17 protein-coding genes are annotated in these 20,733 nt (G+C 71.2%); 13 read left to right on the forward strand and 4 right to left on the reverse strand.

Annotated elements, in window-relative coordinates; genetic code table 11:
• Nucleotides 1–236 precede the first annotated feature (236 nt).
• The 8 genes from OG251_RS30080 (at nucleotide 237) to OG251_RS30115 (ending at nucleotide 9,350) form a co-directional block, all read left to right on the forward strand.
• On the forward strand, nucleotides 237–920 hold the full coding sequence (locus OG251_RS30080; protein WP_326680033.1) for a response regulator: 684 nt from the start codon (nucleotides 237–239) through the stop codon (nucleotides 918–920).
• A 272-nt stretch (nucleotides 921–1,192) separates the two neighbouring features.
• Entirely contained in the window at nucleotides 1,193–3,985 is a 2,793-nt protein-coding gene (locus OG251_RS30085; RefSeq protein ID WP_326680034.1) for a DNA translocase FtsK, read from the forward strand.
• A gap of 313 nt (nucleotides 3,986–4,298) precedes the next feature.
• Nucleotides 4,299–5,099 carry a helix-turn-helix domain-containing protein gene (locus tag OG251_RS30090; protein WP_326680035.1) on the forward strand — a complete coding sequence of 267 codons (801 nt, stop codon included), beginning with the start codon at nucleotides 4,299–4,301 and terminating at the stop codon, nucleotides 5,097–5,099.
• A 219-nt stretch (nucleotides 5,100–5,318) separates the two neighbouring features.
• Nucleotides 5,319–6,797 carry a 30S ribosomal protein S12 methylthiotransferase RimO gene (gene rimO, locus OG251_RS30095; protein WP_326680036.1) on the forward strand — a complete coding sequence of 493 codons (1,479 nt, stop codon included), beginning with the start codon at nucleotides 5,319–5,321 and terminating at the stop codon, nucleotides 6,795–6,797.
• Nucleotides 6,794–7,597, forward strand: a complete 804-nt coding sequence (pgsA, locus tag OG251_RS30100) for a CDP-diacylglycerol--glycerol-3-phosphate 3-phosphatidyltransferase (protein ID WP_326680037.1) — start codon at nucleotides 6,794–6,796, stop codon at nucleotides 7,595–7,597. The genes rimO and pgsA overlap by 4 nt, the downstream gene beginning before the upstream one ends.
• On the forward strand, nucleotides 7,594–8,103 hold the full coding sequence (locus OG251_RS30105) for a CinA family protein (RefSeq protein WP_326680038.1): 510 nt from the start codon (nucleotides 7,594–7,596) through the stop codon (nucleotides 8,101–8,103). Before pgsA ends, OG251_RS30105 begins: the two co-directional genes overlap by 4 nt.
• A gap of 109 nt (nucleotides 8,104–8,212) precedes the next feature.
• Nucleotides 8,213–8,596, forward strand: a complete 384-nt coding sequence (locus tag OG251_RS30110; RefSeq protein WP_326680039.1) for a helix-turn-helix domain-containing protein — start codon at nucleotides 8,213–8,215, stop codon at nucleotides 8,594–8,596.
• Nucleotides 8,597–9,002: 406 nt separating this feature from the next.
• The gene (locus OG251_RS30115) at nucleotides 9,003–9,350 is read left to right on the forward strand and encodes a hypothetical protein (protein ID WP_326680040.1); all 348 of its coding nucleotides are present in this window, start codon (nucleotides 9,003–9,005) and stop codon (nucleotides 9,348–9,350) included.
• A 133-nt stretch (nucleotides 9,351–9,483) separates the two neighbouring features.
• Here OG251_RS30115 and OG251_RS30120 read toward each other — a convergent pair whose 3' ends face one another.
• The 3 genes from OG251_RS30120 to OG251_RS30130 form a co-directional block, all read right to left on the reverse strand.
• Nucleotides 9,484–10,248 (reverse strand): SDR family NAD(P)-dependent oxidoreductase, encoded by a 765-nt coding sequence (locus OG251_RS30120; RefSeq protein WP_326680041.1) that lies wholly within the window; start codon nucleotides 10,246–10,248, stop codon nucleotides 9,484–9,486.
• Nucleotides 10,249–10,284: 36 nt separating this feature from the next.
• Complete coding sequence (locus OG251_RS30125; protein WP_326680042.1) at nucleotides 10,285–11,097, reverse strand: Fpg/Nei family DNA glycosylase; 813 nt, start codon at nucleotides 11,095–11,097, stop codon at nucleotides 10,285–10,287.
• 93 nt (nucleotides 11,098–11,190) lie between these two features.
• On the reverse strand, nucleotides 11,191–15,900 hold the full coding sequence (locus OG251_RS30130) for an Lhr family ATP-dependent helicase (RefSeq protein WP_326680043.1): 4,710 nt from the start codon (nucleotides 15,898–15,900) through the stop codon (nucleotides 11,191–11,193).
• 192 nt (nucleotides 15,901–16,092) lie between these two features.
• On the opposite strand from OG251_RS30130, the gene OG251_RS30135 reads away from it, so the two are divergent.
• Genes OG251_RS30135 through OG251_RS30145 form a run of 3 tightly spaced genes read left to right on the forward strand, consistent with a single transcriptional unit; the run spans nucleotide 16,093 to nucleotide 18,003 of the window.
• Nucleotides 16,093–16,956: a helix-turn-helix transcriptional regulator gene (locus tag OG251_RS30135; protein ID WP_326680044.1), complete on the forward strand. Its 864-nt coding sequence runs from the start codon at nucleotides 16,093–16,095 to the stop codon at nucleotides 16,954–16,956.
• Between the two features lie 10 nt (nucleotides 16,957–16,966).
• Nucleotides 16,967–17,701 (forward strand): AzlC family ABC transporter permease, encoded by a 735-nt coding sequence (locus OG251_RS30140; protein WP_326680045.1) that lies wholly within the window; start codon nucleotides 16,967–16,969, stop codon nucleotides 17,699–17,701.
• Entirely contained in the window at nucleotides 17,698–18,003 is a 306-nt protein-coding gene (locus tag OG251_RS30145; RefSeq protein ID WP_326680046.1) for an AzlD domain-containing protein, read from the forward strand. Before OG251_RS30140 ends, OG251_RS30145 begins: the two co-directional genes overlap by 4 nt.
• A gap of 15 nt (nucleotides 18,004–18,018) precedes the next feature.
• On the opposite strand, the gene OG251_RS30150 is transcribed toward OG251_RS30145, so the two are convergent.
• Nucleotides 18,019–18,933 (reverse strand): hypothetical protein, encoded by a 915-nt coding sequence (locus tag OG251_RS30150; RefSeq protein WP_326680047.1) that lies wholly within the window; start codon nucleotides 18,931–18,933, stop codon nucleotides 18,019–18,021.
• Between the two features lie 80 nt (nucleotides 18,934–19,013).
• On the opposite strand from OG251_RS30150, the gene OG251_RS30155 reads away from it, so the two are divergent.
• Together OG251_RS30155 and OG251_RS30160 are read left to right on the forward strand one after the other, a co-directional pair.
• Nucleotides 19,014–19,208: a DUF3046 domain-containing protein gene (locus tag OG251_RS30155; protein ID WP_326680048.1), complete on the forward strand. Its 195-nt coding sequence runs from the start codon at nucleotides 19,014–19,016 to the stop codon at nucleotides 19,206–19,208.
• A 280-nt stretch (nucleotides 19,209–19,488) separates the two neighbouring features.
• Entirely contained in the window at nucleotides 19,489–20,730 is a 1,242-nt protein-coding gene (locus OG251_RS30160; RefSeq protein WP_326681467.1) for an AI-2E family transporter, read from the forward strand.
• Nucleotides 20,731–20,733 lie beyond the last annotated feature (3 nt).

The raw sequence follows: 20,733 nt of genomic DNA on the forward strand, positions 1-20,733 counted from the left end.
TGGGTGAATCACAGTGAATTGCTGACCGACTGTGGCCGAGCGGGTGTGAGAGCGGGATTTCCGGGGAACCTTCTGGTCTCCCACCGCGTTTGCGCTTCGTGCACAGTGACATCGCGGTGACAGGGTGTGGTGACGGGCGGGGTGCGGCTACCATGACCGGCACAAGGACGGACGGCGTAAGGGAGTCGTCCCCTGGGGCGGCACCCGGTGCGATTCCGGGGCGAGGAGGACGGGCCATGGTGCAGAAGGCCAAGATCCTCCTGGTCGATGACCGGCCGGAGAATCTGCTGGCGCTGGAGGCCATCCTCTCTGCGCTCGATCAGACACTGGTACGGGCATCGTCAGGGGAGGAAGCGCTCAAAGCGCTGCTGACGGACGACTTCGCGGTCATTCTGCTGGACGTCCAGATGCCAGGCATGGACGGTTTCGAAACCGCCGCGCACATCAAGCGCCGGGAGCGGACCCGGGACATCCCGATCATCTTCCTCACGGCGATCAACCACGGTCCCCACCACACCTTCCGGGGCTATGCCGCCGGTGCGGTGGACTACATCTCCAAGCCGTTCGACCCGTGGGTCCTGCGCGCGAAGGTCTCGGTCTTCGTCGAGCTGTACATGAAGAACTGTCAGCTGCGTGAGCAGGCCGCGTTGCTGCGGCTCCAGCTCGAAGGCGGCGGCCACCCGGGCGCCGAGCACGAGAGGGAGCCGGCCGGTCTGCTGGCCGAACTCTCCGCGCGGCTCGCGGCGGTGGAGGAACAGGCGGAAGCCCTCTCCAAGCAGCTCGACGACGAGTCCGCGGACGCCGGTGCCGTGGCGACCGCGGCCCATCTCGAACGCAAGCTCACCGGGCTGCGTCGCGCGCTCGACGCACTGGAGCCGGGCACGGGCGGCAACGCCGGAGCCCTGCCCGCCCAGAGCTAGCCCGCGCGGAACTGGGCGCACACGGCCCGGCGCAGGGACGGACGTCGGCGCTCGGAGAACCGGGCGGGCGGCGGCCCTTGCGGGTGCTCCCTCGCGGGTGATCTGCCAGGGGCATTCGCCGCTTCCCGTCCGGGACACCAGGCGCTTTTGGGCTGCCCGGCGGCGCGTACGGAGTGAGTGCGCGTCAGTTTCCTGCCTCCGCGGGCCGACACGGTCGGGTGAACCAGTAGGCACGCGTGTTCACCGGCGTCGACAACGGTAACCTCGGACCCATGGCCTCACGTACGTCCGGCAAGGGTTCCCAGGGCACGGCGGGCACCGGGAAGCGCGTCGGCCGTACCCCGGGGCCGGCGAAGAAAGCCGCGCCCGCCAAGAAGTCCGTGCCGAACAAGCCCCCGGCGAAGAAGTCCGCGCCCACGAAGAAGGCTCCCGCCAAGAAGGCGGCGGCCAAGAAGCCCGCGCCCAAGCCAGCCCCGTCCCCCACCGGGGGCGTGGTGTGGCTCCTGCGCACGGTGTGGCTCGGTACCGCGCACGGCGTCGGCGCGCTGTTCCGCTCGATAGGGCGTGGTGCGAAGGGCCTCGACCCCGCGCACCGCAAGGACGGCCTCGCGCTCCTCCTCCTCGGCCTGGCGCTGATCGTGGCCGCGGGCACCTGGTCGAATCTGCGCGGACCGGTGGGCGATCTCGTCGAGATGCTGGTGACCGGCGCGTTCGGCCGACTGGATCTGCTGGTCCCGATACTGCTGGGCGTCATCGCCGTACGGCTGATCCTCTATCCGGAGAAGCCGGAGGCCAACGGCCGGATCGTCATCGGGCTCTCCGCCCTTGTCATCGGCATCCTCGGGCAGGTCCATGTCGCCTGTGGAGCGCCGGGGCGCGAGGACGGCACCGAGGCGATGCAGGACGCGGGCGGTCTGATCGGCTGGGCCGCCTCCAAACCGCTCATCTTCACGATGGGCGAGGTCCTCGCCGTCCCGCTGCTGCTGCTGCTCACCGTCTTCGGGCTCCTCGTGGTCACGGCCACCCCCGTCAACGCCATTCCTCAGCGGCTGCGGATGCTCGGCGTCAAGCTGGGCATCGTCGACCCGGTGTACGAGCCCGGCGCGGACGGCAGCGACGACGACCGTTACGACGAGCAGTGGCGCGAGGCGCTCCCCGACCGCTCGCGCCGCGGCTCCGCGCGCCGTTCGGAGGCGGACGGGGAGTACGACCCGGACCACGCCGAGTCGGAAGCGCTCTCCCGGCGCGGGCGGCCGCGCAGGCCGTCCGTACAGCCCGCGATGAACCGGCCCATGGATGCCGTGGACGTCGCGGCGGCCGCCGCGGCGGCGCTCGACGGAGCGGTGCTCAACGGAATGCTGCCCTCGCCGATCGTCGCCGACCTCACCCAGGGCGTCTCCGCGGACCGGGAGCGGACGGGGACACCCGTACCCGGCGCCCGGGAGGCGGCGAAGAGCGGTGCCGGGGCGAAGGGCCGGGGCACCGAGAGGACGGGGTCGCCCTCCGGCGGCGTACCCGATCTGACGAAGCCCGCTCCGGAGCACTCCCAGCCGTTGCCCGCCCGCGCCGAGCAGCTCCAGCTCTCCGGCGACATCACGTATGCGCTGCCCTCGCTCGACCTGCTGGAGCGCGGTGGGCCGGGGAAGACCCGCAGCGCCGCCAATGACGTGGTCGTCGCCTCGCTGACGAACGTGTTCACGGAGTTCAAGGTCGACGCGGCCGTCACCGGCTTCACCCGCGGCCCGACGGTCACGCGGTACGAGGTCGAGCTCGGCCCGGCCGTGAAGGTCGAGCGGATCACCGCGCTCACCAAGAACATCGCGTACGCCGTCGCCAGCCCGGACGTCCGGATCATCTCCCCGATCCCCGGCAAGTCCGCGGTCGGCATCGAGATCCCGAACTCCGACCGCGAGATGGTCAACCTCGGTGACGTACTGCGTCTCGCGGACGCGGCGGAGGACGACCACCCGATGCTCGTGGCGCTCGGCAAGAACGTCGAGGGCGGCTACGAGATGGCCAACCTCGCGAAGATGCCGCACGTCCTGGTGGCCGGTGCGACCGGATCCGGCAAGTCCTCCTGCATCAACTGCCTCATCACCTCGGTCATGGTGCGGGCGACCCCGGACGACGTCCGGATGGTCCTGGTCGACCCCAAGCGGGTCGAGCTCACGGCGTACGAGGGCATCCCGCACCTGATCACGCCGATCATCACCAATCCGAAGAAGGCCGCCGAGGCCCTGCAGTGGGTCGTGCGGGAGATGGACCTGCGCTACGACGACCTCGCGGCGTACGGGTACCGGCACATCGACGACTTCAACCACGCCGTGCGCAACGGCAAGGCCAAGGCGCCCGAGGGCAGCGAGCGGGAGCTGTCGCCGTACCCGTATCTGCTGGTCATCGTCGACGAGCTCGCCGACCTCATGATGGTCGCCCCGCGTGACGTCGAGGACTCGATCGTCCGCATCACCCAGCTGGCCCGCGCCGCCGGTATCCATCTGGTGCTCGCCACCCAGCGGCCCTCGGTCGACGTGGTGACCGGTCTGATCAAGGCCAATGTGCCCTCGCGGCTGGCCTTCGCGACCTCCTCCCTCGCCGACAGCCGCGTCATCCTCGATCAGCCGGGGGCCGAAAAGCTCATCGGGAAGGGTGACGGACTGTTCCTGCCGATGGGGGCGAACAAGCCCACCCGTATGCAGGGCGCCTTCGTCACCGAGGACGAGGTCGCGGCCGTCGTCCAGCACTGCAAGGACCAGATGGCCCCGGTCTTCCGCGAGGACGTCGTGGTCGGAACGAAGCAGAAGAAGGAGATCGACGAGGACATCGGCGACGACCTGGATCTGCTCTGCCAGGCCGCCGAGCTGGTCGTCTCCACGCAATTCGGGTCGACCTCGATGCTCCAGCGAAAGCTCCGGGTCGGCTTCGCCAAGGCCGGCCGGCTGATGGACCTGATGGAGTCCCGCAACATCGTCGGACCCAGCGAGGGGTCCAAGGCGCGCGATGTGATGGTGAAACCGGACGAACTCGACGGGGTGTTGGCCGTGATCCGGGGGGAAACTGCTCCGTAGAGGTTCTGTGGGCAACCGTTTCGGCCGGTCGTACGTCAAGTTGAGGGAGGTACAGCGGATGCTTCTCCTACAGCGGTTTCCGCTGGTTCGGCCCGATCCTCCGCTCCGTCCGTCGCCCCATCCTCCGCTCCGCCCGTTGCTCAGTCGAACGATCAGTTCCGTGCTCCGTCTCCCGCTCCGCTCCCGGAGCTGTCGGCGGGGCTGTCCGGCGAACCCGATGGCGTACAAAGTCGTCGCTCCCGGTTGCCCCACCCTTTCGTACCCCCCCTAGACTGAACATCCAGCAGGTGGCTCACGCTCGAAAGGCGCCCCCGTGTCCATCGGCAACTCCCCCGAAGACGACCGGCCTTCGATCGGTCGCGTGCTTCAGCAGGCTCGTATCGCCGCAGGTCTGACGGTCGAGGAAGTCAGCAGCTCCACCCGGGTGCGCATCCCCATCGTGCACGCGATCGAGGAGGACGACTTCTCGCGCTGTGGCGGCGACGTCTATGCGCGCGGCCACATCCGTACGCTCGCCCGTGCCGTCGGTATCGACCCGGAACCCCTGGTCGAGCAGTACGACGCCGAACATGGCGGCCGTCCTGCGCCCACCCCGGCGGCACCGCTGTTCGAGGCGGAACGCATCCGTTCCGAACCCCGACGGCCCAACTGGACCGCGGCCATGGTCGCGGCCATCGTCGCCGTGGTCGGCTTCGTCGGCTTCACGCTCTTCAACGGCGACGACGAGCCCGCGAACACCGCTCAGGTGGCCGAGGGCTCGACCCCCGACAAGGCCACCGCCAAACCGGCCGCCAGCAAGCCGGCCGACCCCAAGCCCGTGCCCTCCGAGAGTGCCATCGCCGCGGCCCCCAGGGACAAGGTGACGGTCAAGCTCAGCGCGACCCAGGGCAAGAGCTGGATCTCCGCCAAGGACCACAACGGCCGCCTGCTCTTCGACGGCCTTCTGCTCCAGGACGAGTCCAAGACCTTCCAGGACAAGGAGCGCATCGACCTCGTCCTCGGCGACGCCGGGGCGATCGAGCTCTTCGTGAACGGCAAGAAGGTCGAGGACCAGTTCGAGCCGGGTCAGGTCGAGCGGCTCTCGTACACGAAGGGCGACCCCGAGGTCGGCTGACCGCGGCCCGGCGCCCGGGTGCTCCCGGGGCCTTCGGGCCCCGCGGGTGCCGCGGTGTCGTGGGGTTCTCGGTTCTCCGCTCTCTCGATCCGTTTCTCGGTTCTCGATCCGCTCGGATGGGCGCCCGGCACACCTGCCGGGCGCCCATTCTCTGTTACTCCCTGTAGCAGGTAACCCTGCACGGCAGGGGGCGTGCCACGACGAAGTAGTCTTGAGTCCATGCCCGAACGCCGTACCGTCGCCCTTGTCACTCTCGGCTGCGCCCGTAACGAGGTGGACTCGGAGGAGCTTGCAGGCCGCTTGGCAGCGGACGGCTGGGAGCTCGTCGAGGACGCCTCCGACGCCGATGTCGCCGTCGTCAACACCTGCGGGTTCGTCGAAGCCGCCAAGAAGGACTCCGTCGACGCCCTGCTCGAAGCCAATGATCTGAAGGACCACGGCAAGACCCAGGCCGTGGTCGCCGTCGGCTGCATGGCCGAGCGCTACGGCAAGGATCTCGCCGAGGCCCTGCCGGAGGCGGACGGAGTCCTCGGATTCGACGACTACGCCGATATCTCCGACCGGCTCCAGACCATCCTCAACGGTGGCATCCACGCCTCGCACACCCCGCGCGACCGGCGCAAGCTCCTGCCGATCAGCCCCGCCGAGCGGCAGGACGCCGCGGTCGCGCTGCCGGGCCACGCGCAGGAGGCCGCTCCCGCCCCCGAGGACCTTCCGGACGGCGTGGCGCCGGTCTCCGGTCCGCGGGCGCCCCTGCGGCGGCGGCTGGGCACCAGCCCGGTCGCCTCGGTGAAGCTCGCCTCCGGCTGCGACCGCCGCTGCTCCTTCTGCGCCATCCCGTCCTTCCGCGGCTCCTTCATCTCGCGGCGCCCCTCGGACGTCCTGGGGGAGACCCGCTGGCTGGCCGAGCAGGGGGTCAAGGAGGTCATGCTGGTCTCCGAGAACAACACCTCGTACGGCAAGGACCTCGGCGACATCCGCCTCCTGGAGACCCTGCTGCCGGAGCTCGCGGACGTCGAGGGGATCGAGCGGATCCGGGTCAGCTACCTCCAGCCGGCCGAGATGCGCCCCGGGCTGATCGACGTCCTCACCTCGACGCCGAAGGTCGCTCCGTACTTCGACCTGTCCTTCCAGCACTCCGCCCCGGGTGTGCTCAGGGCGATGCGCAGGTTCGGCGACACGGACCGTTTCCTGGAGCTCCTGGACACCATCCGCAACAAGGCACCGCAGGCCGGTGCCCGCTCCAACTTCATCGTGGGCTTCCCCGGCGAGACCGAGGCCGACCTCGCCGAGCTGGAACGCTTCCTCACCGGAGCACGGCTGGACGCCATCGGCGTCTTCGGCTACTCCGACGAGGAGGGCACCGAAGCGGTCGGCTACGAGAACAAGCTGGACGCCGATGTCATCGCGGAGCGGCTGGCGCACATCTCGCAGCTGGCCGAGGAGCTGACTTCGCAGCGGGCCGAGGAGCGGCTCGGCGAGACCCTCCAGGTTCTCGTGGAGTCCATCGAGTCCGAGGATGACGGACCGGTCGCGGTGGGCCGCGCGGCGCACCAGGCCCCCGAAACGGATGGACAGGTCGTCTTCACCACACGCGAGGGGCTCGTGCCTGGCCGTATGGTCGAGGCAAAGGTGGTGGGCACCGAGGGCGTGGACCTGGTGGCCGAACACCATGAGCTTGCGGAGGTGGCCAGATGACCGGAGTCCCGGCATCCGCGGCAGGCGGCACCGGCGCGAAGCCGGTCCGCGGCGGCAAGCTGGGCACTGCGGCCGTCAATCAGGCCAGCCTCTGGAACATCGCCAATATCCTCACGATGCTGCGCCTGCTGCTCGTCCCCGGCTTCGTCATGCTGCTCCTGCACGACGGTGGTGACGACCCGGTCTGGCGTGCTTTCGCCTGGGCGGCGTTCGCCGTGGCCATGATCACCGATGTGTTCGACGGGCATCTGGCGCGTACGTACAACCTGGTCACGGACTTCGGGAAGATCGCCGACCCGATCGCCGACAAGGCGATCATGGGAGCGGCGCTGATCTGCCTCTCCTCGCTCGGTGATCTTCCCTGGTGGATCACCGGTGTGATTCTCGCCCGTGAGCTGGGGATCACGCTGATGCGGTTCTGGGTGATCAGGCACGCGGTGATCCCGGCCAGTCGTGGCGGGAAGATAAAGACGCTCACGCAGGGCGTCGCGGCCGGCATGTACGTGCTGGCGCTGACCGGTCCCCTGGCCACCTTGCGCTTCTGGGTGATGATGGCCGCCGTCGTGCTGACGGTCGCGACCGGGCTCGACTACGTACGCCAGGCCGTCGTCCTGCGCCGCAAGGGCATCGCTGCCGAGCGTGCTGCCGGGGCCGGGTCGGGTGCGGCGGACGTGGCGGACGCCTCGGGTGGGGCGACTGCGGCGGACGTCCCCGGTGCGGGTGCGGTCGATGTCCCGGGTGCGGCGAGGGACGCGCGCACCACCGCCGATGCGCGTGGTGGCGCGGAGGCCGAACGGTGACAGTCGCGGCCCGCGTACTGCGTCGGCTGGTGGAGCGCGGTGAGACGCTTGCCGTCGCCGAATCGCTGACCGGCGGTCTCGTCGCTGCGGAGCTCACCTCCGTACCCGGAGCCTCGCAGTCCTTCCGAGGAGCCGTGACGGCGTACGCCACGCCCTTGAAGAGGGACGTGCTCGGCGTCGACGGGACCCTTCTGGCGGAGCGCGGCGCGGTCGATCCCGATGTGGCCCGGGGGATGGCGGCCGGGGTGCGGCGGGTCCTGGGAACGGACTGGGGTGTGTCGACCACCGGCGTCGCGGGCCCTGAGGCGCAGGACGGCAAGCCCGTCGGAACGGTCTACGTGGCACTTTCGGGGCCGTCCGGCACCGAGAAAGTCACCGCGCTGCGATTGAACGGCGGGCGCGCGGACATCCGTAGAGAGACTGTGCGAAGTGTGCTTGAGCTGCTTTCAAGCGAACTCGGTGAAAATGTGGGGGCACAGGATACGGAACAGAACGGGGGGAATTGATGTTTGCAGCCCTGAGTGAACACGACATCGCTCCCCGCACGGCCGCAGCACAAGGCGGTACGGTAGGGCGTGAAGGATGCGGCTACGCGGTCCGAGGAGGGAGCCACCGATGATTCTGCTCCGTCGCCTGCTTGGTGACGTGCTGCGTCGGCAGCGCCAGCGCCAAGGCCGTACTCTGCGCGAAGTCTCCTCGTCCGCCCGGGTCTCGCTCGGTTATCTCTCCGAGGTGGAGCGGGGGCAGAAGGAGGCATCCTCCGAACTGCTCTCCGCGATTTGCGACGCGCTTGACGTACGGATGTCCGAGCTCATGCGTGAAGTGAGCGATGAGCTGTCCCTGGCTGAGCTGGCCGAGTCGGCAGCGGCCGTCGATCCGGTACCTGTACCGGTACGACCAAGGCTCAATTCCGTCTCTGTGTCGTCGGTGGCAGGTGTGCCGACGGGACGGGTGACCATCAAGGCGCCCGCGGAAGCGGTGGATGTCGTCGCCGCCTGATCTGCGCGGTTCGGTGTGACCGGGAGCCCCGGTCGATCCCCTGGAGGGGTCGGCCGGGGCTCTTGTGTGTGAGGGAGCCGGACCACGGTGGGGTACGGGGTACGAGGTACGGGCACGGGTGGTGCGGGGTGGTGTGGCTGCCCGTGTTCTGGTTCGCCGCCTTGATCCGGTTCCCTTCATCCGGTCGTTCCGTCGCTCGCTCTGGATGCAGCGGGTCCGGTGCCGGGGGAAACTGCCGGAAAGGCGCCCCGGCCATCGGGGCCCCCTTTCGAACGGTGCGCCCGTCGCGGGGAGTGCGGGTTCGTGCCTGGCCGTGCCGTGCGCGCCGGTACTGCACCGGTACTGCACCGGTACGCCCTCCCGCCGGGTGAGCGAGCCGGTCTAGCGTCGGCCGGAGGAGGCAGCCATGGTGCGTCGATGGGTGCCGGCGTTCGTCCTCGGCGGGCTGTGGTGGTGGGCGGTGCTCCGGCTGGTGCTGGAGCCGGAGCACGCCGGGCTGGTGGAGGGGGCGGTGGCGGCGGGCGGATGGGGGCTGAGCCTGCTGCCCGTCCATGTGGGGGCGGTCGTACGGCCCGGCAGAGCCCTTTCCGGGGCGGCTGATGCGTCGCCGCATGAGGGGGCCGGGCCGCCGCATGAGGGGGCCGGTGAGGCCGGTGGCGGCTCGGGGCGTGCCAGTACGGGGGATGCGGGCGGGGTGGACGATGTCGGCCGTGATGCTGCCCGCCGACGCTCGGAGCGGTGCCGGTGGTGGTAGTCCCGGCCGGTTGTGCGGGTGGCGGTGCGGGTGACAGCCGGGCCGGTAGCGGTGGCGGGCCCGCAGGTGGTGGCGCGGGCCCGTCGGTCGGTGCCGGTGGTGGTAGTCCGGCCGGTGGCGTCGGCCGTGTGGTCTACCAGGGCATGGCGACGCCACCGTTCGGGCGGAGGATCTGACCGGTCATGAAGGACGACGCGTCCGATGCGAGATGCAGCACGGTGTGCGCGACGTCCTGGGGCTCGCCGACCCGGCCGAGCGGGGAGATCCGCACCATCGCGGCCTCTGCCCGATGCTGCTGGTCAGCGTCGTGGCGGTCGGTCATCGGCGTGCGGATCCAGCCGGGAGCGACGGCGTTCACACGAATGGAGTGCGGACCGAGCTCCGTGGCGAGCGTCCTCGTCAGCTGGACGACGGCCGCCTTCGCGGCGCTGTAGCAGAGCAGGCCCGGACTCGCGGCGTCCACCGCGCCCGAGGCCATGGTGATCAGCGAACCGGGGACGGAGCGCGCGATCATGCCGCGGGCCACCTCCTGGCAGGCGTACAGGACGCCCTTGAAGTTGACCGACAGGACGCGGTCCAGATCCTCGTCGGCCGTCTCCAGGACGCTGCTCGTGTGCATGATTCCGGCGGCGGCGACCAGGATGTCGATGGCTTCCGCTTCGGCCACGGCGCCGTTGACCTGGCTACGGTCCGTCACGTCGAGAGGGTGGGCGCGGGCCGTGCCCCCGAACGCGGTGATCAGATCGCAGGTCTCCGACAGGCCCTTCTCATCGCGGTCCGCGCAGTGAATCGTGGCCCCCGCCTCGGCGAGCAGGACCGCACTGGCCCGGCCGATGCCGCTTGCGGCGCCGGTGACGAACGCGGACCGGCCGGTGAGGTCGTACGCGGTGAGGGGCATGACCGGACCGTACGACTGGATCTGACGATGCGTCAACTACTCGGTGGGGCCCGGTTGGCAGCGCGGGCACCAGTAGGCGGGGCGGCCGTTCCGCTCGGCGACGCGGATGGGTGTGCCGCAGCGCAGGCAGGGGCGCTGCGCCCGGCCGTAGACATGGAGGCGGTCATGGGCGTGGGCCCGGGTGAGGGCCGCGGTGGCGCGGAAGTTGGTGGTGGTGCGGTTGGGGCGGTCACGGTTGGCTTCGAGGAGTCGTTTGGCGGTGGCCACCAGACGGGCCGCGGTGGTGTCCGGAAGCGCGCCCACGGTGGTCCAGGGGGTGACTCGGGCCAGGAAGCAGAGTTCGCACATGTAGACATTGCCGATGCCGGCCAGATTGCGCTGGTCCAGGAGGGCATCGCCGAGCGGGCGGTCCGGGTCGGCGAGGAGGTTGCCCAGAGCGGTGTCGGGGTTCCAGTCGGGTCCCAGCAGGTCGGGGCCGAGGTGGCCCACGGCCTTGTCCTCGTCGCGGGTACGGAGGAGTTCGAGCACGGGGAGCCGGTAGCCGACGGCGGTGTGTTCGGTGTTGGCCAGGACGGCGCGGATCTGATGCGTGGGGCCGCCGCGCCAGCGCTCGCCCGGGGCGTAGACGCGCCAGGCGCCGTCCATCCGGAGGTGGCTGTGAAGGGTGAGACCGTCGTCGAGACGGGTGAGGAGATGCTTGCCGCGCGCGGTGACGTCAAGAACGGTGCGGCCGGTGAGGTCGGCGGTGGCGAATCTCGGAACGCGCAGGTCCGCATGGGTGAGCACCCGCCCTGCGAGCGCTGTGTGCAGACGCTTGGCGGTCTGCAGAACGGTGTCTCCTTCAGGCATGCCTCCATGATGCGCGGTACGGACGGTGGACGCGGGGCGGTGAGGGCGGGACCCGGGGGTCGGTGCAGGCGGCCGGTAGCTGCCCCGGGCCGGTCAGGCGCGCAGGCGCAGCCCTCTCGGGGTGGCGAGGAATCCGGCGGCTTCCAGGGTGCGGCCCAGGGGCGAGGTGAGGGAGGAGGTGCCATTGGTGCGCTCCACCGTGACGGTGCCGAGAGCGCCGGCGCGCGCGGCAGCGGCCAGCGCCTCGGCCGCCGCTCTCAGCGCGGGGGAGTCGGGGTCCGAGGGCCAGGCCAGCAGCGTCTTGCCACCGCGCTCCATGTAGAGCGTCAGCTCACCGTCCACGAGCACCACGAGGGCCCCCGCCTTGCGGCCCGGTTTGTGGCCTGCTCCGTCCGGCGGTTCGGGCCAGGGCAGGGCGGCCCCGTAGGCATTGGCCGGGTCGGCCGCCGCGAGGACCAGGGCGCGGGGCGCGGTCCCCGGGTCCGTACGGTCGCGGGCGGTGGACGCGGCCCGCAGCCGGTCGACGGCTCCGTCCATCGCGAACTGTGCGGCTCCCAGCCCCTCGACGACATAGCCCCGCCGTGCCTGACCGTTGTCCTCGAAGGCGGCGAGGATGCGGTACGTCGCGGAGAAGCCGCCCTCGACGCCTTCTGCCTGCACCGCTCCACGGGTCACCACGCCGTGGCGGTCGAGCAGGGTACGGGCGAGGGCGTGGGCGCGGTGGGTCGGCTCCGGTTCGGCCGGGGGCAGCAGGGACCAGCGGCCCGAGACGGTGGGCGGGCCCGTGCGGGACGCCGGCCGGGCGGCCGCGGTGAGTGATCCGTAGCGGCCTCGTGGCACGCTGCGTCTGGCCCGGTGTGCGGTCGAGCCCGCCGTGCGTCCCGAGCCCAGGAGCGAGCGCAGCGGGGCGAGAGTGTCGTTGGTGAGGCGCCCGGACCAGGCCAGGTCCCAGAGGGCGTCGGCCAACTGCGGTTCGGTGCAGTCCGGGTGGGTGGTCGCGCGGACCTGGTCGGCGATCTGCCGGAAGAAGAGGCCGTAACCGCCGGACAGGACGGTGAGGACCGATTCGTGCAGCGCGGACTGCTCCAGCGGATGCGGTGGCGGCAGCAGCAGGGGCGCACTGTCCGCCGGATAGAGGGAGAGCCAGCCGTCCTTGCCGGGAAGAGCGCCCGCACCGGCCCAGACGACCTCGCCGGTCGTCGTCAGCTCGTCGAGCATCGCGGGGGTGTAGCCCGTGACCCGGCTCGGCAGGATCAGCTTCTCCAGCGCGGATGCGGGAACCGGGGCGCCCTGCAACTGCTCGACGGCGCGGGCCAGTCCGTCGATCCCGCGCAGGCTGTTGCCGCCCAGGTGCTGCCACTGGGGGAGGAAGGCGGCGAGTGCGGCCGGGGGAACCGGCTCCAGCTCGTGGCGGAGCGCGGCGAGCGATCGACGGCGCAGTCGGCGAAGAACGGTCGCGTCGCACCACTCCTGTCCGATGCCCGCCGGATGGAACTCGCCCTGGACGGTCCGGCCCGACGCGGACAGCCGTTGCAGCGCTCCGTCGGTGACGGCGGTGCCGAGCCCGAAGCGCTCGGCGGCCCGGGTCGAGGTGAACGGGCCGTGGGTACGGGCGAAGCGGGCGAGGAGGTCGCCGAGAGGGTCCTTCACCGGTTCGGTGAACGCCTCAGGGACACCGACGGGAAGGGCGGTGCCCAGGGCGTCGCGCAACCGGCCCGCGTCCTCGATCGCCGCCCAGTGGTCGGCGCCGGCGATGCGGACCTTGATGGCGCGGCGGGCCGACGCCAGCTCCGGTGCCCACCCGGGCTGGGCGCCCCGGTCGGCCAACTCGGCTTCGGTGAGCGGGCCGAGGACACGAAGGAGGTCGGCGACGCCCTCGATGTCCTTGATCTTCCGGTCCTCGGTGAGCCACTGGAGCTCCTGCTCCAGCTCGGTCAGCACATCGGCGTCGAGCAGCTCGCGCAGCTCTGCCCGGCCGAGCAGTTCGGCCAGGAGATGGGAGTCGAGGGAGAGCGCGGCGGCCCGTCGCTCGGCGAGCGGGGAGTCGCCCTCGTACAGGAACTGCGCGACATAGCCGAAGAGGAGCGAGCGGGCGAACGGCGAGGGCTCCGGTGTGGTCACCTCGACCAGCCGGATACGACGCGCCTCCAGGTCGCCCATCAGTTCGGTGAGTCCGGGAACGTCGAAGACGTCCTGGAGGCATTCACGGACCGCTTCGAGAACGATGGGGAACGAACCGAACTCGGACGCGACCTGGAGCAGTTGGGAGGCGCGCTGGCGCTGCTGCCAGAGCGGGGTGCGCTTTCCGGGGCTGCGCCGGGGCAGCAGCAGAGCACGCGCCGCACACTCGCGGAACCGGGAGGCGAACAGTGCCGAGCCGCCCACCTGATCGGTGACGATCTGCTGGATCTCGCCCTTGTCGAACACGACGTCGGCCGCGCCGACCGGGGCCTGCTCGCTGTCGAACGCGCCATCGGGGAGCGCCGCGCCCGGCCCGCCCGCGCCGCCCGCCGCGTCCGGGCCCTGGGCGGGATCGAAGTCGAGCAGATCCAGACCCATCAGATCGGCGTCGGGCAGCCGCAGCACGATGCCGTCGTCGGCATGCATGACCTGGGCGTCCATCCCGTACCGCTCACGCAGCCGGGCGGACAGGGCCAGTGCCCAGGGAGCGTGCACCTGGGCGCCGAAGGGGGAGTGCACCACGACCCGCCAGTCACCCAGCTCGTCCCGGAACCGCTCGACCAGGATCGTCCGGTCGTCCGGAACATGGCCGCAGGCACGGCGCTGCTCGTCCAGGTACGACAGGATGTTGTCCGCGGCCCAGGCGTCGAGCCCGGCGGCGAGCAGCCGGAGCCGGGCATCCTCCTCCGACAGCCCGCCGATCTCCCGGAGGAACGCGCCCAGCGCGCGGCCGAGCTCCAGCGGACGGCCCAACTGGTCGCCCTTCCAGAACGGCAGCCGTCCCGGAACGCCCGGCGCGGGCGAGACGAGGACCCGGTCTCGGGTGATGTCCTCGATCCGCCAGGACGTGGTGCCCAGCGTGAAGACATCACCGACCCGGGACTCGTAGACCATCTCCTCGTCCAGCTCGCCGACCCGGCCGCCCCCCTTCTTCGGGTCCGCCCCCGCGAGGAAGACGCCGAAGAGCCCGCGGTCGGGAATGGTCCCGCCGGAGGTGACGGCGAGCCGTTGTGCGCCGGGGCGGCCGGTGACCGTTCCGGCGACGCGGTCCCACACCACTCGCGGCCGGAGCTCCGCGAAGGCATCGGACGGATAGCGTCCGGCGAGCATGTCGAGCACGGCGGTGAACGCCGATTCGGGGAGCGAGGCGAACGGGGCCGCCCGGCGGGCGAGGGCCAGCAGGTCGTCGGCCTGCCAGGTGTCCAGCGCGACCATGGCGACCAGCTGCTGGGCGAGCACGTCCAGGGGATTGGCCGGGATGCGCAGGGCTTCGATGGCGCCTTGGCGCATCCGCTCGGTGACGACGGCGGCCTGCACCAGATCGCCGCGGTACTTCGGGAAGACGACTCCGGTCGAGACCGCGCCCACCTGGTGCCCGGCCCGGCCCACCCGCTGCAGCCCGGAGGCGACGGACGGCGGTGACTCGACCTGGACCACCAGATCGACCGCGCCCATGTCGATGCCCAGCTCCAGGCTGGAGGTGGCGACGACGGCCGGCAGCCGTCCCGCCTTGAGGTCCTCCTCGACCTGGGCCCGCTGCTCCTTGGAGACCGAGCCGTGGTGCGCGCGGGCCAGCAGTGCGGGGGCGCCCTTCGCCGCGCCGGACTGGGCCATGACCTCCGCGGGGGAGTGGGCCTCCGGAAGGGGCTCCGGGAGGGGTGTGCCGGAGCCGTGCTCATCGAACACGGCTCCGGTCGCGCGCTCGTACGCGATCTCGTTGAGCCGGTTGCAGAGCCGCTCCGCCAGTCGCCGGGAGTTGGCGAAGACGATCGTGGAGCGGTGCGACTGGACGAGATCGGCGATGCGCTCCTCGACATGCGGCCAGATCGACGGCTTCTCCGCCTGGTCGGCACCGCCGTCGGTGGCGGGGGAGCCGCCCAGCTCGCCCAGGTCCTCGACGGGCACGACCACCGACAGGTCGAATTCCTTGGCGGACGGAGGCTGGACGATCTCCACCTTCCGCTGCGGTGAGAGGAAGCGCGCCACCTCGTCGACGGGCCGGACCGTCGCGGACAGGCCGATCCGGCGGGCGGGCCTGGGCAGCAGCTCGTCCAGCCGCTCCAGGGAGACGGCGAGATGGGCACCGCGCTTCGTACCGGCGACGGCGTGCACCTCGTCGAGGATCACGGTCTCGATACCCGCGAGGGCCTCCCGGGCCGAGGAGGTGAGCATCAGGAACAGCGACTCGGGTGTGGTGATCAGGATGTCCGGGGGCTTGGTCACCATGGAGCGCCGCTCGGCCGGCGGGGTGTCGCCGGACCGGATCCCCACCCGTACCTCCGGCTCGGGCAGTCCGAGCCGCACCGATTCCTGGCGGATACCGGTCAGCGGTGAGCGGAGATTGCGCTCCACATCGACGGCGAGAGCCTTGAGCGGGGACACGTACAGCACACGGCAGCGCTTCTTCGCCTCGGCGGGCGGCGGGACGGCGGCCAGCCGGTCCAGCGAGGCCAGAAACGCGGCGAGGGTCTTGCCGGAGCCGGTCGGCGCGACGACCAGCACATCGCTGCCCTCACCGATGGCGCGCCAGGCGCCCTCCTGCGCGGCCGTCGGCGCGCTGAAGGCACCGGCGAACCAGCTGCGGGTCGCGGGCGAGAACGAATCGAGTGCGGAGCCGACCATGTCCCCATCGTGCACCCCGCCACTGACAACAGCCGGTGACGGCGTGCGTCGGGGCCGGTCGGCCGGGCGTGCGGGAGGCGGTCCGCACGTGTGTGCGGAAGGGGTGCGGTGGGGGCGCGGCGGGGGCGCGACGGGGGCGCGGTGATCTTTCCTGGCCTGCGGAAAGCGGCCAGGACCTGCGAGAATTCGCTTATGGCGGGAGTGGACGGGACGAAGGAGTGGGCGAGGTACTGGCAGCACGCGGAGCTGCCCGACCTCGATCTTCTGCGCGCCCGGTACGTCCGCCACACGTTCCCCCGGCACAGCCACGAGGGCTACGTCTTCGGCACGATCACCCGCGGCGTCGAGGACGTCGGACTGCCCGGCGGCACGGTGCACGCGGGCCCCGGCATGGTGGTCATGATCAATCCGGAGGTGCCGCACACCGCCCGCGCCGGAGTCCCCGAGGGCTGGGTGTACGCCACGCTCTATCCGTCGGCCCAGGTGATCAACGACATCGCCGCCGACGTGACGAGCCTGCGCGGGACCGTCGGGTTCGCCGAGACCAGCGCGGCCGACCCCGGGGCGGCCCGGCTGATCACCGAGATACACCGTGCCGCGGAGGAGGGCAACGCGCTGGCCGCCGACAGCCTGCTGCGGGTCATGGTGGCCCGGTTGCTGAACCGGCACGGCAGCCCGTTGCCCACCCTCGCCCCGCACGCCGCGGGCGCCGGCGACGCCGCCCGTGCCCGTGCCGTGCTGGAGGAACGGATGACCGGGCCGCCCACCCTGGAGACGCTCGCCGCCGAACTGGGGACCAGCCCGTTCGCGCTGCTGAGGGCCTTCAGGAAGCGCTACGGGATGCCGCCGCACACCTGGCTCACCGATGCGCGGGTGCGCAGGGCGCGACGCATGCTCGACGCGGGTGTCACCCCCGCCGACGCCGCGGCGGCCGTCGGCTTCACCGATCAGCCGCATCTCAACCGTCACTTCACCCGGATCGTGGGGGTGCCACCGGGCGCGTACCAGCGCGAGCGCGCAAGAACGTACAAGACCGGCCCGGACCGCTCGCCGTAACGTTCCGGACGTGGCAGAACAGACAGCACCCCCTCAGAGCGCGGACGTCGGCGCCGGGCGGGAGAAGCCGGACGCGGCGGTCGTACGGGACGCGCTCGGCGTCGGCATCGCCGTCGGGCTCTCCGGCTTCGCGTTCGGCGTCACCTCGGCGGGATCCGGACTCACGCTTCTCCAGACCTGCGCACTCAGCCTCCTCGTCTTCACCGGAGCCTCGCAGTTCGCCCTGGTGGGCGCGCTCGCGGCGGGCGGCAATCCGTACACCGCGGCGGCCGGAGCGTTCTTTCTCGGCGTCCGCAACGTCTTCTACGGCCTGCGCCTGTCGCAGCTGCTCTCCCTGCCGCGCGCCCTACGCCCCTTCGCCGCACAGTGGGCCATCGACGAGACGACGGCTGTCACGCTGCCCCAGCCCACCCGGCGGGCCGCGCGGATCGGCTTCACGGTCACCGGGCTCACCCTGTACGTGCTGTGGAACCTGACCACGCTGGTGGGCGCGCTGGGTGCCGAGGCGCTCGGCGACACCGACGCCTGGGGGCTGGACGCGGCGAGTCCCGCGGTCTTCCTGGCCCTGCTCGCGCCGATGCTGAAGAGCACCACGGAACGCGTCACGGCGGCACTCGCGGTGCTGCTGGCCCTGGGCCTGCTGCCCGTGCTGCCCGCGGGACTGCCGGTCCTCCTGTCGGCGCTCGCCGCACCCGTGGTCCTTTTCCTGATGGGGCGCCCGAAGAAGGCCGAGGAGCGCCGATGAACGTCTGGATCGCCATCGGACTGACCGCCGCCGGCTGCTACCTGGCGAAACTCCTGGGGCTGGTCGTACCGGCCGGAGTGCTGGAACGGCCACTGGTGCAGCGCCTGGCCGCGCTCCTTCCGGTGGCGCTGCTCGCCGCCCTCACCGCACAGCAGACCTTCGGTGACGGCCGGCAGCTGGTGCTCGACGCCCGGGGCGTGGGCCTCGCCGCGGCAGCGCTCGCGCTGGCTCTGCGGGCCCCCTTCCTGGTCGTGGTCGGCGCCGCCGTCGTGGTGACGGCGGGCGTACGGGCGCTGGGCTGAACGCCACCGGCCCGGTCAGCCGAGCCTGCGACCGTACGCCCGCAGGGTGTGCAGTGCCTTCAGTGTCACCAGGGGGCGGCCTTCCAGCTCCGTGCCCGGTGCCCACCGGCGCCAGTTCACCGGCCAGCCGCCGTCCTCCTGCTGCTCGGACGCCAGGTGGTCGAGCGAGCGGTCCAGCTCCTCGTCGGTGAACCAGCGCCGCGCCAGCGAGCCGGGTGTACGGGCGTAGTCGTACGGGAAGTGGTGCTCTCCCGGGGCGTAGCCGGGCGACCCCGGGTACTCCGCCCGCCGCTCCGGGTCCAGTACCGCCAGCCGCTGCTCGCGCACCAGCCGTCCCAGCCGGCCCGCCGCGGCCTCGGCGCGGGCGCGGTCCGGAGCACCGTCCAGGAAGGCGACCGCGGCCTCGATCTCGTACGGATGTGACTGCTCCAGGTTGTCGACGGCATCCCAGCAGAAGTCCGTGGCCCGGAACAGCCAGGCGTGCCACACCTGATTGCGGTGCAGCAGCCCGACGATCGGGCCGGTGGCCAGCAGCTCGGCGGGCGGGTCGTCGACGATCGGGATGAACGGCGCGGCGGGATAGCCGCGCTGTGTGGGCAGGAGCGCGGGCAGTGCGCCCTCCTTGGTCGACACATCGGTCAGATAGCGGCAGATCCGCTCGACCCGTGGTCCGTTGCAGCGGCCGATCGAGTCGAGAACGTTCAGCGCGTGGGCGGTGTGCAGCGGCTGGCTCACAGGGCCGCGGAGGTCGGGTTCGAGGGCGTGGCCGTAGCCGCCGTCCTCGTTCAGATAGGCGGCGAGTGCCGTCTCGACCGCGTCCGTATTTCCTTCGAGGAAGTCGTGGGCGAACCGCCGCTGTTCGAGGACGCGGGCGGTGAGCCAGATGAACTGTTCGGCGCGGGCGAGTGGGTTTGCTCCGGTTCCAGCCATGAACCGACCGTAGAGCGGAAAGTGCCGTTGGCAGATGCGTAGCGGCCCGGCTGCACTCTCAGGAGCGGGATACTGGTGGCATGCGGTTGACGATTTTCTGGGAACGGATGGCGGACCACTTCGGTGAGGGGTACGCGGATTCGTTCGCGCGCGACCATGTGATGGCCGAACTGGGCGGTCGTACGGTGCACCAGGCACTCGCCGCCGGATGGGATGCCAAGGACGTCTGGCGAGGAGTCTGCAAGGCCGTGGACATCCCCGCCCACAAGCGCTGAGAGGCCCATGGGCGTCCCTCCACAGTCGTCGGCACGGGCGCCCGTGGACATCCCCGCTCACCAGCGCCGACGGGCCCGTGGGCACCGCGGAGAGCAGCGCCGACGGGCCCGTGGGCATCCCCGCGACCTGCGCTGACGGGGCGGGCGGCCGGCTGTCACCGGCGTAGGCGAGACTTGTTCCGTGGCACCGACAGACGAGACCGCCCAGACCCAGCCGTCCACCTCCCCGCCCGTTCCGCCGGCCGCGCCACCGACGCCGTCCGGCACGGGGCCGGTCCGCATGCCCGGCTGGCTGCCGCGCGCGATGGTGCTGGCACTGGCGCTCTATGCCTGTTTCCGGCTCGGCAGCTGGGCGTTCGACCAGCTCATCGGGTTGCTGATCAACGTGCTCATCTCGTTCTTCCTCGCGCTCGCCATCGAGCCCGCGGTGAGCCGGATGTCGGCCCGCGGCATGCGCCGCGGCCTCGCCACGTTCCTCGTCTTCCTCGGCGTGCTGATCGCCGGTGTCGGCTTCATCGTGCTGCTGGGTTCGATGCTCGCCGGTCAGATCGTCGACATGGTCGACGAATTTCCCAAGTACCTCGACTCGGTGATCAGCTGGGTCAACCAGACCTTCAACACCGACCTCTCGCGGGTCGAGGTGCAGGACAGCCTGCTGCACTCCGACTGGCTGCAGAAGTACGTCCAGAACAGCGCGACCGGCGTGCTGGATGTTTCCACGACGGTGCTCGGCGGGCTGTTCCGGCTGCTGACGATCTTCCTGTTCTCCTTCTACTTCGCGGCCGACGGCCCCCGGCTGCGGCGCGCTCTGTGCTCCGTTCTCCCGCCCGCCCGGCAGGCCGAGGTACTGCGGGCCTGGGAGATCGCGGTCGACAAGACCGGCGGCTATCTCTACTCGCGCGGTCTCATGGCCCTGATCTCCGGCATCGCGCACTACATCCTGCTGGTGATCCTCGGAGTTCCCTACGCCCCGGCCCTCGCGGTCTGGGTCGGGCTGGTCTCGCAGTTCATCCCCACCATCGGTACGTATCTGGCGGGCGCCCTGCCGATGCTGATCGCCTTCACCGTCGACCCCTGGTACGCGGTGTGGGTGCTCGGGTTCGTCGTGGTCTACCAGCAGTTCGAGAACTATGTGCTCCAGCCCAAGCTCACCTCCAAGACCGTGGACATCCATCCCGCGGTCGCGTTCGGCTCGGTGATCGCGGGTACGGCGCTGATGGGTGCCGTCGGCGCGCTGATCGCGATCCCGGCCGTGGCCACGCTCCAGGCGTTCCTCGGCGCCTACGTGAAGCGGTACGACGTGACGGACGACCCGAGAGTCCATGGCCGCCACGGCTGGCAGCGGGGCGAATCGGTGCGCTCACGGATTCGCCGTGCGGTGTCCGCCCCCGGCAGCGGCGACGGAACCAGCGGACCGGTCCGGCCGGCCGGATCCGACGGGCAGGACCGGTCCGGGGGGTCCGACGGACCGGAGAGCGCCGACGGCTCGGGTGGTGCCACGGGGACGGGCGACCGTAGCTGACGC

The sequence above is a fragment of the Streptomyces sp. NBC_01237 genome, from assembly GCF_035917275.1.
Classification (GTDB): domain Bacteria; phylum Actinomycetota; class Actinomycetes; order Streptomycetales; family Streptomycetaceae; genus Streptomyces.